The organism is Haemophilus influenzae, assembly GCF_003494325.1.
GTDB classification, from domain to species: Bacteria; Pseudomonadota; Gammaproteobacteria; order Enterobacterales; family Pasteurellaceae; genus Haemophilus; species Haemophilus influenzae_I.
In genome coordinates, this window is the sequence record NZ_QQIK01000004.1 from 1 (window position 1) to 15,866 (window position 15,866).

10 protein-coding genes, 2 rRNA genes and 1 pseudogene are annotated in these 15,866 nt (G+C 36.9%); 5 read left to right on the forward strand and 8 right to left on the reverse strand.

Features of this window, described 5'->3' with window-relative positions:
• Positions 1-107 (forward strand): 23S ribosomal RNA (locus DV356_RS07445); the annotation flags it as partial.
• A 198-nt stretch (positions 108-305) separates the two neighbouring features.
• Positions 306-421: ribosomal RNA gene (gene rrf, locus DV356_RS07450) — 5S ribosomal RNA — on the forward strand.
• Positions 422-1,378: 957 nt separating this feature from the next.
• Here rrf and DV356_RS07455 read toward each other — a convergent pair.
• Entirely contained in the window at positions 1,379-3,616 is a 2,238-nt protein-coding gene (locus DV356_RS07455; RefSeq protein ID WP_118806753.1) for a TonB-dependent hemoglobin/transferrin/lactoferrin family receptor, read from the reverse strand.
• Positions 3,617-3,725: 109 nt separating this feature from the next.
• Between DV356_RS07455 and DV356_RS07460 the strand changes: the two are divergent.
• A pseudogene (locus DV356_RS07460) lies at positions 3,726-3,959 on the forward strand (helix-turn-helix domain-containing protein); the annotation flags it as partial.
• 17 nt (positions 3,960-3,976) lie between these two features.
• Here the strand turns inward: DV356_RS07460 and DV356_RS07465 are convergent.
• Both DV356_RS07465 and serS read right to left on the reverse strand, forming a co-directional pair.
• On the reverse strand, positions 3,977-4,606 hold the full coding sequence (locus DV356_RS07465) for a glutathione S-transferase family protein (protein WP_105887544.1): 630 nt from the start codon (positions 4,604-4,606) through the stop codon (positions 3,977-3,979).
• 334 nt (positions 4,607-4,940) lie between these two features.
• Complete coding sequence (gene serS, locus DV356_RS07470) at positions 4,941-6,230, reverse strand: serine--tRNA ligase (RefSeq protein ID WP_118806754.1); 1,290 nt, start codon at positions 6,228-6,230, stop codon at positions 4,941-4,943.
• 166 nt (positions 6,231-6,396) lie between these two features.
• On the opposite strand from serS, the gene DV356_RS07475 reads away from it, so the two are divergent.
• On the forward strand, positions 6,397-6,654 hold the full coding sequence (locus DV356_RS07475) for a hypothetical protein (protein WP_005690926.1): 258 nt from the start codon (positions 6,397-6,399) through the stop codon (positions 6,652-6,654).
• 172 nt (positions 6,655-6,826) lie between these two features.
• On the opposite strand, the gene DV356_RS07480 is transcribed toward DV356_RS07475, so the two are convergent.
• The 3 genes from DV356_RS07480 to DV356_RS07490 all read right to left on the reverse strand — a co-directional run bounded on the left by DV356_RS07480 (position 6,827) and on the right by DV356_RS07490 (position 9,469).
• On the reverse strand, positions 6,827-7,306 hold the full coding sequence (locus tag DV356_RS07480; protein ID WP_118806755.1) for a threonine/serine exporter family protein: 480 nt from the start codon (positions 7,304-7,306) through the stop codon (positions 6,827-6,829).
• A gap of 1 nt (position 7,307) precedes the next feature.
• Positions 7,308-8,078 carry a threonine/serine exporter family protein gene (locus tag DV356_RS07485; protein WP_005667922.1) on the reverse strand — a complete coding sequence of 257 codons (771 nt, stop codon included), beginning with the start codon at positions 8,076-8,078 and terminating at the stop codon, positions 7,308-7,310.
• A gap of 128 nt (positions 8,079-8,206) precedes the next feature.
• On the reverse strand, positions 8,207-9,469 hold the full coding sequence (locus DV356_RS07490) for an HlyC/CorC family transporter (protein WP_005654254.1): 1,263 nt from the start codon (positions 9,467-9,469) through the stop codon (positions 8,207-8,209).
• A 280-nt stretch (positions 9,470-9,749) separates the two neighbouring features.
• Between DV356_RS07490 and ffh the strand changes: the two genes are divergently transcribed.
• Positions 9,750-11,138, forward strand: a complete 1,389-nt coding sequence (gene ffh, locus DV356_RS07495; RefSeq protein ID WP_005667917.1) for a signal recognition particle protein — start codon at positions 9,750-9,752, stop codon at positions 11,136-11,138.
• 224 nt (positions 11,139-11,362) lie between these two features.
• Here the strand turns inward: ffh and DV356_RS07500 are convergent, their stop codons facing one another.
• Together DV356_RS07500 and DV356_RS07505 are read right to left on the reverse strand one after the other, a co-directional pair.
• Positions 11,363-14,383, reverse strand: a complete 3,021-nt coding sequence (locus tag DV356_RS07500) for a type I restriction endonuclease subunit R (protein WP_118806756.1) — start codon at positions 14,381-14,383, stop codon at positions 11,363-11,365.
• Between the two features lie 100 nt (positions 14,384-14,483).
• Positions 14,484-15,785, reverse strand: coding sequence for a restriction endonuclease subunit S (locus DV356_RS07505; RefSeq protein ID WP_005649659.1), 1,302 nt, complete (start codon positions 15,783-15,785; stop codon positions 14,484-14,486).
• Positions 15,786-15,866: the final 81 nt, after the last annotated feature.

Consider the following 15,866-nt stretch of genomic DNA (forward strand, 5'->3'; position numbering starts at 1 on the left):
TTTAAGTCAGTAAGGGTTGTTGTAGACTACGACGTAGATAGGTTGGGTGTGTAAGTGATGTGAGTCATTGAGCTAACCAATACTAATTGCCCGAGAGGCTTAACTATACAACGCTCAAGTGTTTTTGAGAAAAGAGCGAAAGAGAAGACTAGACAAACAACTTAAATATAGAAGACTTAATAGAAAAGAAAAATAGAAAGAAAATCGAGTTCAGCTTGTTGCCGATAAGAAGAAGAGAGACGAAAAGCGAAAAAAGTGAAGTCGTAAAAGAGAAGAAACAAAGAGAGAAGTTATCAAAGAATTATCCCGGCGGCGATAGTGCGGTGGACCCACCTGAGACCATACCGAACTCAGAAGTGAAACGCTGTAATGCCGATGGTAGTGTGGGGTTTCCCCATGTGAGAGTAGGGCACCGCCGGGTTATCAAATAAAAAATCTAAATTTAAATTTATCTAAGATAGATAAAATTAAATTAAGTAAAAACAGAATTAAAATTAAACAAATTAGATAAAGAATAAATATAGAACCCCAGTTGAAAAACTGGGTTTTTTGTTTTTTCCTAAAAATCAGAATATTTGAATTCTTTGTAAGGTTGTTGTATTGCTGTAAAAAATTTCTCTAGATTAACCATACTTTAATAGATAAATGTAATTATTCCTAAATCTATAAATATATTCTAATACTTTTAAAGTAATTAATAACCTATATGTATTTTGTTCGTACTCTTTACTATTTAGGACATTGCTATAAATTTATAACAGGATACATTGTAATTATGTTATAAAGGTACATTGCTTTTATATGAAAAGTTATATCGAATTATTGATAACTTGTTACATAATACTGTTACTTTAACTTTATTCTTAACAGTTTATTCTAATGATATTCTTATGGTAGAAAAATTAGTAAGGAGAGAGGGTATCGTTTTGAATAGTAATATTTGTGAAAACTAATGATATTAATCGGAAAGAAAGGAAAACAAGAAGAAATATGCGTTGACTTTGTTGTTAGACTAGACATTAAATTATATTTAAATTTTTAGGTGAGTTTAGTTTCTATTATGAATAGTAATAGGGTAAAGATAAAATATAATTTTAATACTTATCTATAATTTCAGATATTGTATTTATTTTGGATTTATTATTTAAATTTGCTCTTCAAAGAATACTAAAATTAGTATAGGGGATTATACCTATTATCTCTACATTCTTTAATGATGTATTTATCTTAATATATCTCCTATATTAAGATAAATTTTCTGTAAATTTTTTTCAAAAAAGTATATTTATGATTAATCTTGTATAATGGACATTATAGTTAGGTTTTGCCTAATTATAGTTATGATAAAGCCCGATTAGATTCAATCGGGCTATTTATTCTAAAATTTCTGAGATAGGCTAAATTTGATATTCCTACCTGTTCCAGAAGCCAATTCGCCTAGATAAGGGTTGTATGCTCGATTGAATAAATTATCCACTGTAATCTTAACATTCATACCTTTAATTTTTGCAGGGCTCCAAGAAAGGAACAGGTTATGTAGGCTGTATCCTCTTGAAGCTGGCAGTGACCAATATGATGCTTTGGGGTCACCAGATAATGGCGATCGATCTTGTCTTCTTACAAACTCAGCACGCCAACCCACTGTGAGATAATATTTTGGAACATTGAAACCTAAAGTAGCAGTTGCCTTTCTAGGGGGAATTTCAGCAATCCATGTTGAGGTTTTACCCCATGGGTTTCTTGGTGAGGTGTCACGTTTTCCTTTTACATAAGAATATGTTAGCTCACCAAATAAATAAGTGGATTGATAATAAGCTTCTAACTCTGCGCCTTGAATAACATAACCTGGCAAATTACGATAATTTCCAATGATTTTAGGACAAACATTATTCTTATTGGTATCTGCAGCATTGCCTACACAATTAACTCCTCTGGTTTTAAATATTTCATTCTTGCCGCGATTGTAAAAATAAGTAGTTCTAAATTGAAAAGCATCATTTTCCTGAAATAGATGATTGAGAGTAATAATTCCACCCACTCTCGTTTGATTAATCATTTCTTTTTCTAAATTTAAAGAGGTTGCAGGCACAGAAGATTGCTTAAATTGCGTCTCATACTGTTCATCAATAACAGGTGCTCGCCAAGTTTTACTAAAATTCGTAAATAAACTTAAATAATGGTTTACATCATAATTTAAACCTAAATAATAAGACCAACCATTATAATTTTTCTGACTATAATTATGCCCCACAGATATATCATTATATTGTGGTGCTAAATTTTTCTGCCCTATATTATTGATATGGTCATAACGCACTCCTGTGCTAAAAATTATATTCTTCCATTTTATTTGATCTTGTAAATAAAATGCTTGTGTATATTGACGTCCAGAAGGCATATAATAGGGTTGGAAATAGCCATAATTATAGGTTTTATCTTTCATCTTCCCTTTGTGATACATTAAAGTATTTCTTGTGTTTTTTAACCATTGCAAACCAAATAATAGTTCATGCCGAGTGCTTTTAATATTAAAAGTACTCGTGTTATTTATATCAAAAGTAAGATCTGAATAAGTTATCCAGCTTTGATTACCGAGTGTACCCAGAAATACAGGAGGGGCTTTTTCGGGGCGAGTATCATTTTGTGTGGTTTTACTGTAGCTGAACTGAGTAGATAAGTTAATCCATGGGTTATTTTCAGGTAGATAGTTGTATTTTAATGTGTAATTTTCATCTTTTTGATCTCGATAAACCAGCTTACGTTTCCAAGCAATATCAGCACCGAAACGCCTTATCTCATCCGAACTTGGTTTAGGTAGGATATCTCTTTTCGCTGCGAAAGGCTCCCAGCCTTTATGAATACCATAAACACTCGATAATGTGAGTAAATGCTCGGGTGAAATTTGCCAATTTAATTTTATTAATCCGGTTTTTTGATTATTTTTTGAAAAAAGAATTTTGCTATTATCGGGTCTTTTATAATCGCCAGCATTTCTTACAGAACCAAATAATAATAAATCAATATTTTTTTGTTCATTTTGTAAAACTAGTGCAGTACTATAAGTTTTTTGGTTATTATTGCTATTATTTCCATACTTTAAAAAAACACCTATTTTCTGGTTTTCTTGCAAGAAATCCCTAGCATCCTTAGTTTCAAATTTTACTGTTCCAGCAAAACCACCATTACCATATTGAGGAGAATAATTTCCTTTGTCTACTGTTACTCTTCTTAATAATTCAGGCTCAATAAAAATAGAACCCTGTTGGTATTTTTCAAAACTTTTTGTAGCCCCATCTAACTGCACTCTAACATCTTCAGCGTCACCCATTCCATTAATATTTAATGTTTGCCCACCAGGACGAAATCCGCCAGCCATATTCACACCTGGTAAGATATTAATTAAGTTTGCTGCATTATCAGCTTGTTGTTGTTCGATATTTTTCTGTTTTAATACTGAACGACCAGGTAGTTTATTACTATCATCATTAGTGTTCACAATAATAGGTAATAACTCCTCTCTATTAGAATTAGAAGAATTTTGTTTTGCGGTTACATTTAGTTGAATACCTACAAGGGTAACTAATAAAAAGATACGTTTATTAATTAAAATATTCATATATACCCTTAAATCTTAATGATAATTATTTATATTTATTCTAAGTTTAACGATGATAAAAGCAAGATATTTTTACTTATATAAACTAATTGTAAGATGCAGATTTTTTATAGCCAAATACAACACTCTTTTCAAACAACAAGTCATCGAATTTTATATTCAAAATGGTAAAAATTATTCACTCATCAGTAAACATTTTCAACTTGACAGTAGAACATTGCGACATTGGATTAACCAGTTTAATCATAGTAGAATCAATGGGTTAGCTGTGTTGGGTAAGACGCGAAATTACTCACTTAAATTTAAACTTAACGTGATACAAACGGTTAAAAACGGGCAATTTTTGTAGAAACTTCCTGTTTATACTTTTAGTTCTTCAATTTTTCTCACATTTTCGACAGCTTGATCAGTCTCAACACGTTGCATAAAAGCCGAAAGTTGTGTTAAGTGGCTGAAATCTATACCCACTGATCGACACCAATTGAGCATAATGTAAAGATAGGCATCTGCAACGGAAATATCTTCTCCAAAATAAATGTGACTTTCTAAATGCTCATTTGCGACTGCAAGTTGATCTAAAATTTGCTCTACTGCTTGTTGGCGAATAGTGTGTGCAAGTGTTTCGTTATCTTTTGCATAGTTTGGCAAACGGAACAGAGGCACAAATGATTTATGCACATCGGAATTAAAAAATGCTAACCAGCGAGCTGCTTTGGCTTTATCACGTACGGTTTTGCTACCAAATAATTTTGAATTAGGATAAAGTTCATCTAAATAGTGCAAAATCGCTTGGTTTTGCGAAAGAACTAAATCGCCATCAACTAATACAGGTACTGCCCCGCGTGGATTCAATGATAAAAATTCAGGTGATTTAATTAACTCACGAGTGACAGGTTCAAATTCATAATCAGCATTTTCACGTATTTTTACCCACTCTAATGCCACATGTGGAACAAATGAACACGCACCAATTAAACCATATAATTTCATAAAATACTCCTGTTGGTTTATGATCTATTGATAGAATTATACTGTTTTATACGTGGAATATCTAATTTATTAAAATTGCTTCTTACTATTGTTTAATCGCAAAGTGAACTAATATTATAACAATTTAGATACTTTGATATGTTTTTTAGAGTAATGCTCTGGATATTGATGTCAATTGAAAGATAAATTTTCTATGTTATAGATATAATTTTATAATAGGATAAAGTTCCTAATTGGCTTGAATACCAAAAAATTTAAAACAGTTATTGTAAGGATTTGATAATAAAAAAGCGTGGAAATTTTAAAATCCACGCTTTTTTATCTTCTAGAAGGATTATTTTCCGATAACGTCTAATCCGCCCATATATGGACGTAGCACTTCTGGCACGGTAATTGAACCATCGGCATTTTGATAGTTTTCAAGTACAGCCACTAAAGTACGACCAACCGCTAAGCCTGAACCATTTAATGTGTGCACTAAGCGAGTTTTCTTATCGCCTTTTGCTTTACAGCGAGTTTGCATACGGCGAGCTTGGAAATCCCACATATTTGAGCAAGAAGAAATTTCTCGATAAGTATTTTGTGCAGGCACCCACACTTCTAAGTCGTAAGTTTTGCAAGAACCAAAGCCCATATCGCCTGTGCAAAGTAAAACTTTACGGTATGGTAAATTTAATAATTGCAATACTTTTTCCGCATGACCTGTTAATTCTTCAAGTGCTTCCATTGATTTATCTGGATCAACGATTTGTACCATTTCTACTTTATCAAATTGGTGCATACGAATTAAACCACGAGTATCACGACCGTAAGAGCCTGCTTCAGAACGGAAACATGGCGTATGTGCGGTCATTTTTATTGGTAATTCTGCTTCATCAATAATCACGTCTCGCACTAAATTAGTAACAGGCACTTCTGCGGTTGGAATTAATGCGTAAGGTTGTTCGCCTTCTAAGGCTAAAGTATGGAATAAATCTTCCCCGAATTTTGGTAATTGCCCTGTTCCATAAAGTGTGGCGTGATTTACTAAATAAGGCACATAGGTTTCTAAATAGCCGTGTTGTTCAGTATGAAGATCTAACATGAATTGTGCCAATGCGCGGTGCATTTTAGCGATTTGACCTTTCATCACGGCAAAACGCGCACCAGCTAATTTAGCCCCAGCAGCAAAATCTAAGCCATTGGCATCTTCGCCTAAAGCCACATGATCTTTTACTTCAAAATCAAATGTACGTGGTGTGCCCCAACGTAAGATTTCTTTATTTTCGGTGTCATCTTTGCCTAATGGCACTTCGTCTGCAGGTAGATTTGGAATACTTAATGTAATTTGATTGATTTCCGCAAGTACCGCATCTAATTGTGCTTTTGCTTCAGTCAATTGGTTGCCCATATTATCCACTTCAGCCAATAACGGTTCGATATCTTCACCACGTGCTTTCGCAGCACCTATTGCTTTGGAACGAGCATTACGTTCCGCTTGTAAGTTTTCGGTAGTGATTTGTAAGTTTTTGCGCTGATCTTCTAACGCAGTGAGTTTTTCCGTATCAAGAATAAAGTTGCGTTTTACTTTTAATTTTTCTGCGACTTCGGATAAATTATTACGGAGCAAATTTGGATCGATCATAGAATTTCCTTACTTTTTTCGTTGAAATGAAAATAACCTTATTCTAGCGTGCTTTCTTTAAATAAACCAGTTTAAAAGCCAGCGGATAAAAATAAAGAAAAATTGACCGCACTTTGTATTAGAATCCACGCCCCATTTAGTTAGTGGTGATGCTGATGCCGTTGATATGGTAAAAATTGAGCGTAAGGCGACAGATTCTGCGTATCATGAATTTACAAAAATTCTTACTTCATCCGCTCAATTAATGGCTTTTTTAAATCAATCTGATTTTGTGAAAGCGAGAGCTAAAGTTGAAAATGAAACTGTTCAGCAAATTGCCTCACATTTTAAGTTTTCTCAAGAAAATAATCTTAATCAATTAATTCTATCCTCTTTTGATCGTGAAGAAGTGGATCAACTTTTGTGGAATACATTCGTTATGTGAATAATCAAGTGCGCCAAACATTAAATAATGAATTGATTACAAAATGGAAATCTTTATTTGAAAAAAGAAAAATTACGGATTAAAGATGAGCTTTATGAATACCTCAAGAAAAAATCACAAGAATAGTAGAAAGCCGACAAATGTCGGCTTTTTTGTTGCACTGTTTTTAGTGTTACACCACAGGTTTTTGTCGATAAAACAATAAGCCTGGTAAAGCTAATCCAAATACTATTGCGCCTAGGATAAAACTGGTATTAATAAAGGAGCTAATCATTTGTTCAAATAAAGCATCAGAAAAGCCAAAATGATGAATTTGTACCATTGAAATCATTGCTTTATAAGCATGAACACCGGGAATCATGGGGATAATTGCGGCAACGGTGAAGGCTTTGGGATGGGCTAAATAACGATGGGAAAGATGCACGCCCAAAAATCCAATCACGCAAGTGGCAAAGAATGTCGCAAATACAATAGGCATATTAATATGCAGTAATAATGTGCGTGTCATATGCCCAAGTGCGGCTAAAATTGCACAATACTTTAAGGCTTTGGGCGGCACATTAAATACTAAAGCAAAGCCCACAGCTGGAATTGCGGAAAATAACATATCATCGAGTAATTTCAAGATAAATATTGTGATGTCTAATAACATTTTAATGCCCCCAAGTTGTAATATGTAATAGGCTTAAAGCGAATACAATACCAAGACATGCACCAAAAGTGAGAATAGTTGCAATCGTCCAACGGCCTAATCCCATATTCACATAACCTTTTAATATATCCGCCAAAGAATTAATCAGCGGAAACCCTGGCACAAGTAATAACACACTAGATGCTAAGGCAATTTGAGGATCGTTACCTAAGTTATATTTTAAGCTCACGCCAGAAATCAGAGAGGCGACGAAAGAGGTGATGGAAAAGACGATAAGAGGATTATAGTGCCGTTTAGAAAATTCTTGTCGCACAAACATGGCAATGGCGGCTGCCACAAAGGTAATGCCGCAAATTATCCAATCGCCACCAGATAAATGGGCGAATGCTGCACAAGATAAGCCTATCATGAATACCACTAACCATCGGTTATATTTAAGCGGTTTTAATTGATCCAGTTTTCTTTGTGCGATCTCTAACTCATACAAATGATGCTCAACGGCAATCACAATGCGTTGAACATCAGTAACCATTTGCATATTAATGCCTTTATCTGTATTTTTTCGTGCGGTAGTAATGCAATGATTATCTGATAAGGTCGTCAGCACAACTGCATTTGCCGTAAGTGCACATTCTACGCTTTCTACGCCAAGTGCTACGCCTAAACGCTGTGCCATTTGTACCACCACGGTACTTTCTGCCCCATGTTGTAACAAGAGCAGTGCCGTTTGTACGCACACGCGAGTCACCGCCCGTTGATATTCGTGTTCCATATCTTTGTTCTCTATCAAAACATACCTAGAAAGAATTATAAAAATCTTTTCTAAAAAATGCGCAAAAAAAGAACCGCACTTATGATCCAAGTCAAAAGTGCGGTTCAATTTGGCGGAGTTTTTTATGATTAAAGTTTGACGACTTTCGCCTGTTTTATCATATTATCGCCCACTTCAAGAATAGTGATTAGCAAACCATCAATTTCGCAAATAGTGCCTTCATCGGGTATTTCCTCTAAGTGTTCTAAGATTAAACCATTAAAAGTACGAGCATCTTCTGTATCTAATTCCCAGTTAAACATTTTGTTGAGATCGCGTAGATTAGCGGAGCCATCGATAATCATTGAACCATCAGACTGTTGAATTACTTCTTTGTCAATACTTGGGGCGGTGGAAGTGGTAAAATCCCCAACGATTTCCTCCAAAATATCCTCCAACGTCACAAGCCCTTTAATATCGCCGTATTCATCTACAACTAAGCCAATGCGCTCTTTATTTGTACGGAAATTTGCAAGTTGCGTTTTTAATGGCGTGCTTTCAGGAATGAAATACACTTCATCAGCGGCACGAATTAAGGTTTCTTTGGTAAATTCATTTTTTTCAAGGAGCAAGCGGAATGCTTCACGCACGCGCAAAATGCCAAGTACTTGTTCATCAAGGCTACTTTTATAAAGTACAACACGATTGTGTGCGGCGTGATTGAGCTGGCGCATAATAGCTCGCCAATCATCATCAATATTTATACCGCCGATTTCGTTGCGGGGAACCATAATGTCATCAACGGTGACGGTTTCCATATCCAAAATAGACAGCAACATTTGTGGATGTTGTTCATTTGGTGTTGCTTCGCCCGCTTCTGATACAATACTACGCAGTTCTTCACTACTAATTACTTGTTTTTGCATATCAAGTTTTAACCCTACTATTTGCATCAAGGATTTAGTAAAAATATTCATTAACCAAACGAGCGGATAAAAGATTTTAAGCAATGAAGTTAAAATATGACTTGAAAAAAAACTCACTTTTTCTGCGTGCATTGCAGCCACAGTTTTGGGGAATATTTCAGAAAATACGAGCATTACGAAAGTGAGCAAACCCGTTGCAATCGCCACGCCGGCATCGCCATATAAACGCATACCAATTACTGTTGCAATTGCAGATGCGCTGATATTCACAAGGTTATTAAAAATAAGAATAAAACTTAACAAGGTATCTGGCTTTTCTAGCAGTTTTTCCGCTTTTTTCGCGCCTTTATTGCCTTGTTCAGATAGAAAACGAAGACGATATTTATTGAGGGAGAGTAATCCAGTTTCAGAACCAGAAAAATAGGCTGATAACACTAAACAGATAATAAGAATAATAAATAAAGTACTAAGGGGAATGCTATCCAAGGGAAAATCCTTTTGTTCGTTAATCAACAAAAAGTGCGGTCATTTTTCACCGCACTTTTTACCTGTTATTTGATTTTGCTAAATCAAATAGCTGCTCAAATAGCCAAGAGTGGGCAGAATAATACCTGAAATTGGCTAAATAATCATTCTTTTTCCTTATGTCCTATACTTTCTTTATGAAATCGCCTACTCAAAAAGTCATTTTCATTTGAAATGATGAAAAACGCCTAAATTTCGGTATAATCAGCACAATTTTTTAAGAAAAACAGGATTGTTAGCCATGTTTGAGAATTTATCGGATCGCCTTTCCAAAACCTTACGTAATATCACAGGAAAAGGCCGTTTAACGGAAGATAATATTAAAGAAACCTTACGCGAAGTGCGTATGGCATTACTTGAAGCCGATGTTGCCTTGCCTGTGGTGCGTGAATTTATCGCAAAAGTAAAAGAAAGCGCGCTTGGGGAAGAAGTCAATAAAAGTTTAACGCCAGGGCAAGAATTCTTAAAAATCGTTCAGCGTGAGCTTGAAAAAGCCATGGGCGAAGCGAATGAGAGTTTAAATCTCGCAACCCAACCACCAGCAGTTATCTTAATGGCGGGTTTACAAGGGGCGGGTAAAACCACCAGTGTGGGTAAATTGGCAAAATTCTTGCGTGAACGCCATAAAAAGAAAGTGTTAGTGGTGTCTGCTGACGTATATCGCCCTGCTGCGATTAAGCAACTTGAAACCTTGGCTCAATCCGTTGGCGTGGATTTTTTTCCATCGGATGTTAAACAAAACCCCGTTGATATTGCTAAATCGGCGCTTGCTGATGCAAAACTGAAATTCTACGATGTGTTGATTGTGGATACGGCAGGTCGCCTACACGTTGATACAGAAATGATGGACGAAATCAAGCAAGTCCATGCTGCATTAAATCCAATCGAAACTCTTTTCACTGTTGATGCGATGACTGGTCAAGATGCGGCAAATACAGCAAAAGCCTTTAATGAAGCATTGCCTCTTACAGGGGTTATTTTGACGAAAGTGGACGGTGATGCGCGCGGTGGTGCGGCGTTATCGATTCGTCAAATCACAGGTAAACCAATCAAATTCTTGGGTGTGGGCGAGAAAACAGAGGCGCTTGAGCCATTCCATCCTGATCGTGTCGCTTCCCGTATTTTGGGCATGGGCGATGTGCTTTCCCTTATCGAAGATCTTGAACGTTCTGTTGATCGTGAAAAAGCGGAAAAAATGGCGCAAAAATTCAAGAAAGGCGATGATTTTACTTTAGATGATTTCCGCGAACAGCTGATCGAAATGAAAAAAATGGGCGGCATGATGTCTATGCTTGAGAAATTACCGGGTGCAAAAAATTTGCCTGAGCACGTTAAAAATCAAGTAGATGACAAAATGTTTGTCAAAATGGAAGCGATCATTAACTCCATGACCCTAAAAGAACGTGCAAACCCAGATATTATCAAAGGATCTCGCCGTCGTCGTATTGCATTAGGTTCTGGCACTCAAGTGCAAGATGTCAATAAATTACTTAAACAATTCGATGAAATGCAACGTATGATGAAGAAAATGCGTAAAGGTGGCATGGCTAAAATGATGCGTGGAATGCAAGGCTTAATGGGCGGAGGCTTAGGCGGTCTTGGCGGTTTAGGCGGAATGTTTAAACGATAATTTCAGAAGATAAAAGTGCGGTTAAAAAAGAAATATTTTTACCGCACTTTTGTGTTTTATGAATTATAGCTAATTTATAAATTATTCTAATTAACGACGTTGCTGTTATGGAAACTATATTTAATTTTCTCTTTTAAGTATGTGAAAAAATTAATTAATGTTTACGATGATATTAATTTAGATAGAAAAGGAGAGCCGAACGTTAATTTTTCAGGCAATCTTTTCTATCCAGCCAAGGCCCGTTGCAAACTTTGCGTCCAAGCGGTTCTAAATGCGGCATCTTTGGCAAAAAGTTTGTATAGTTCCAATTCATCCCGATGGCGTTCGCTCATCACATCGCGCAAAATGGCTTGGAAAGCCAATTCACGGGTATGAATATCCGGGTTATTTTGATATTTTTGCTCAAAGTCTTTATGGCTACGGATGCGCTCGGTAATATTGATAAATTTTACCCGTTGCTCATCCGGCGTTGCGCTCCAGCCTTGAAACCATCTTTCGTTAAATACACGAATAATTTCATCAATCGGATCTTTTTCTTTATCTTCGCCATGCGTACCGCGCGGATTGGGGTTTTGCGGGTCAAGCCCTGTTTCTTCATCATCTAATTTAATGCTGTAATTCAGTTTGGTACGCGCCAAGCCGTAAGAGCTTAAATCCACAGCATCTAAAATTTCATCAAATTCATCCATCGGGTCTTGTACTTTTAATTTCGGTACTAAGAATTTGAGGAACCAATAGAGTTTCTCCCAAGCGATATTTTCAAAATTGATGATGGAGGCCATTTGCCCGTAGATTTTTAAAAACTGTTTTGCCTTGATTTTAAAATCAACTTTTTCATTTCGATCCAAATCCAATTCATCATCAAAACGTCGGACAGCCACATCAATCATACTGCTTAATTGCTGTGCGTCTTTATTGGCAAAATAGCCTTCGGTAAAATCGTCGACCTCCGCTTGTTCGTACACGCCGGTTTCATCCAACCGGTCTTTCAAATCATGCAAGACATTGACATCGGTTGCCTGCGACAACGAAGTAGAAGTATAAAACGGCTCAAATGCCTGCTGAATATCTTCAACACTGTTAAAAAAGTCCAATACAAACAAATCTTCCGTGCGTTTACCCAACTTATTCGCACTGCGATTCAAACGAGATAAAGCCTGCACGCAAAGTACCCCGGAGAGTTTCTTATCCACATACATGGCACACAATTTCGGCTGATCGAAACCGGTCAGATATTTATTGGCGACCACCAGCAAACGATATTCATCTTGATCGAAATACTCTTTGGTTTCGCTTTCTGCAAAGCCGTTCATTTCCGCTTCGGTGTATTCAACGCCATCAACCACTTTACTGCCTGAAAACGCAATCGCAATTTTAAACGGATTGCCCCGTCCGGCCAGCAAGCGTTTTAACGCCTGAAAATAGCGGATGGCGGTTTCAATATTTTGCGTTACCACCATTCCCTTGGCTTTGCCTTTGAGTTTTTTACGGTTAAAGATTTGCCGGATAAAATGATCCAGCATAATTTCCGCCTTGGTATCAATCGTTTGTTGCGAACGCTCTACATAAGCTTTCAGACGGCTTTGTGCCTTTTTACTATCAAACTCCGGATTATCTTCAATCGATTTAGTGATCTCATAAAAACTTTTATAAGTGGTGTAATTTGCAATCACATCCAAAATAAAGCCTTCTTCAATCGCCTGCTTCATAGAATAAAGGTGGAACGGCTTAAATTTACCATCCGCCTGTTTCTCGCCGAATTTTTCCAAAGTGCTGTTTTTAGGGGTGGCGGTAAAAGCAAAATACGACGCATTACCGCGCATTTTGCGGGATTGCATGGCTTGTAAAATCAAATCTTGCACATCTTCGGCATCAAGGTCTTCCGTTTTACCGATGGCTCGGTTCATATTGTCGTGTGCCGAACCGGATTGCGAGCTGTGTGCCTCGTCAATAATCACCGCAAATTGTTTGTCGCCTAAATCAGCAATGCCATCGACAATAAACGGGAATTTTTGAATCGTGGTAATAATGATTTTTTTGCCCTGCTCAAGCGATTGGCGCAATTCTGCCGAACTCAACGCCGGCGCAACAATATTTTTGACTTCAGAAAAATCTTTAATGTTGTCACGCAACTGTTTATCAAGCAAACGGCGGTCGGTAACGACAATCACCGAATCAAAAATCGGGCGGTCTGCCTCCCTGCCGTTTGCCGCCTTTTCATTGCACGGATAAGCCTCAATCAACTGATACGCCAGCCAAGTAATAGAATTAGATTTGCCCGAGCCGGCAGAGTGTTGAATCAAATAGCGTTTGCCCACGCCTTGTTCACTGACATCAGCAATCAAACGGCGTACCACCTCTAATTGATGATAGCGTGGGAAAAAGAGCGAGCGTTTCTCCAGCGGATCTTTGGTTGAACCGTCTAAACGCATAAAATGCTGAATAATGTTGGCAAGGCTGGCTTTGCCGAACACCTCTTGCCATAAATATGCTGTGCGGTGCCCATTTGGATTGGGCGGATTGCCCTTACCGCAGTTGTTGCCCAAGTTAAACGGCAAGAAAAACGTAGCAGGCCCCGCCAATTTGGTGGTCATATAAGCTTCTTCCGTATCTAAGGCAAAATACGCCAAACAACGCCCGAAGTGAAACAGTGTTTGGCTTAAATCTCGGTTGCGGTATTGTTTTTGGGCATCAATGGCCGTCTGACCTGTCCAATGGTTTTTCAGCTCAAGGGTAATGATTGGCAAGCCATTGACAAACAGCACCATATCCACCGTTTCATTGCTTGAGGCAGAATAAGGCACTTGGCGCATACAGCTAAACAGATTTTGCTCAAAACGCTGTTTGATCTTTTCGCCGCTGCTGGCAAGCGGAACGGGGTAGAGCAAATCAAAATGAGCGCTATCAATATCCACGCCTTTTTTGAGCAAATGTAGTACGCTGTTTTTCTTTATTTGGCGGTTTAACCGCTCTAGAATTTTACGTTGCCAGTCGTTTGGGTTTAGCTGTTGAAAACGGGCAAGTTCTGCCTTTTGGCTGGTTTGCAGGAATTGCCAAAACAGGCGCGTGTCAATAGCAAACAGCGCATCAAAATCCTGTGAAAATGCCAGCTCAAAACCATGATGGCGCGGCAGGTATTCAGCCTTAGGCTCGCCCAGATTATTTTCCATGTTTTCACGCCAAGTGCCAGTTAAGGCTTTTTCGATGGCAATTTCCAAATCTTTTTCCTTAGTTCCTGAAACCATTTTTCACCCTTTTGCGAATTTTTTAAAATTTATTCATTACGCCCAAGTTGCGCTGCCAATATTCAAAATCCATCGGATTTTTGACCGCACTTTTCACACCCTATACCCGCACCTTGCCGGTCACCACATCGTTAATCAACACGCTTTTATACTCTTTCAGCTTTTCAATATGGGCTGTTTTTAATGCGATTGCTTGATCAATTTTAGAGGTTTGTTTATCTAGGTAGTCGGCAATTTGTTGTTGTTCAGCCAACGAAATGTCAATAATTGGCAAGCGTTTAAAATCTAAAAAACTCAAATTTTGTCTTAGTCCAGAGCCAAATTTATAAAGCACTTTGGTAATGTCTAAAGCATGAAGATAATAATGCAAAAACTTAGCAGAATAATTATTTATAACTTTTAAATTTAGATAAGCGCTGGTAATAATTCCTTTATCTTGTGCTAATCCAGTTCTTAAACTAGTTTGGTCATTTTGCAAATCAGTACAACGAATAATAATATCGTTTGGTTCTACAATCTGATAGGTTTCAAACGATTCGGGAACTAGACCAAACAATTTTTCTTCTGGTTTTATGATTATTTTCCCATAACTCAATGAAAGCACTGTGTTTTCTTTCATTCCTTTATTATCACGTTTATTTTCCCTAAATACATTCATTCCGATAGTCAATTCCCAATGCTCCGGCACTTGCCCTATCCATTCCACACCGGAATCTTTTAAAGGCACATCAGGGTTTAAGCCACGGGTTACGGCATTTTGAATCAGAATCTGCTTATGCTCTTTCAACAGGGCAATCTGCTTTTCCGCCAACTCCACCGCCCGATCGATTTTGGCGGTTTTATCGTCTAGGAATTGTGCAATTTTTTGTTGTTCGTCAAGAGGAGAAATTGGAAAATACAATTTTTTTAAATCATCTTGTGATATTTTCATTCTTATTGTATTCATTTTTCCATTTTCACCGAATTTTATAAGAATTCCTTTACCAAATCGCAATAATCCTCTTTGAAAATTTTCATTTTTAAAAATACTTTCATAATAAGATAAATTTGCTCTTTGATTATGTAAAGATAAAGCATAATACACAGGGCTAATAGCACCAAAATATTTTGATACCCCAACAGCACCAACGATAACATTCATACTATTAAGAACAATATCATTTGGATATGCTAATTTATAGGAAGATAAGTCATCTTTTCTTTTATTTCCTCCTCTATTTTCATCTGAATATTCAGTGACTCCATTTGCAATGGATAAAGATAATATGTTATCCGTTTTAATTGGATTATTTTTTTCATTTCTAAATTTAAAAATAGATCTAAGTGGCACACATTCCCAATGTGTTGGAATCTCCCCCAGCCATTCCACGCCTGAATCTTTGTAACGCTCGTATCGTCTCATTTGCAAAAAATCCTTAAAATCTGACCGCTCTTATTGATGCAATTTGTTGTCCGTTTAACTATAAAAAAACTTGCTTATTTC

What these genes read in the sequence shown, in the direction of transcription:
- DV356_RS07455 (WP_118806753.1), bottom strand. Translation starts at nt 3,616, where the DNA reads ATGAATATTTTAATTAATAAACGTATCTTTTTATTAGTTACCCTTGTA.
- DV356_RS07465 (WP_105887544.1), bottom strand. Translation starts at nt 4,606, where the DNA reads ATGAAATTATATGGTTTAATTGGTGCGTGTTCATTTGTTCCACATGTG.
- serS (WP_118806754.1), bottom strand. Translation starts at nt 6,230, where the DNA reads ATGATCGATCCAAATTTGCTCCGTAATAATTTATCCGAAGTCGCAGAA.
- DV356_RS07475 (WP_005690926.1), top strand. Translation starts at nt 6,397, where the DNA reads ATGGTAAAAATTGAGCGTAAGGCGACAGATTCTGCGTATCATGAATTT.
- DV356_RS07480 (WP_118806755.1), bottom strand. Translation starts at nt 7,306, where the DNA reads ATGTTATTAGACATCACAATATTTATCTTGAAATTACTCGATGATATG.
- DV356_RS07485 (WP_005667922.1), bottom strand. Translation starts at nt 8,078, where the DNA reads ATGGAACACGAATATCAACGGGCGGTGACTCGCGTGTGCGTACAAACG.
- ffh (WP_005667917.1), top strand. Translation starts at nt 9,750, where the DNA reads ATGTTTGAGAATTTATCGGATCGCCTTTCCAAAACCTTACGTAATATC.
- DV356_RS07500 (WP_118806756.1), bottom strand. Translation starts at nt 14,383, where the DNA reads ATGGTTTCAGGAACTAAGGAAAAAGATTTGGAAATTGCCATCGAAAAA.
- DV356_RS07505 (WP_005649659.1), bottom strand. Translation starts at nt 15,785, where the DNA reads ATGAGACGATACGAGCGTTACAAAGATTCAGGCGTGGAATGGCTGGGG.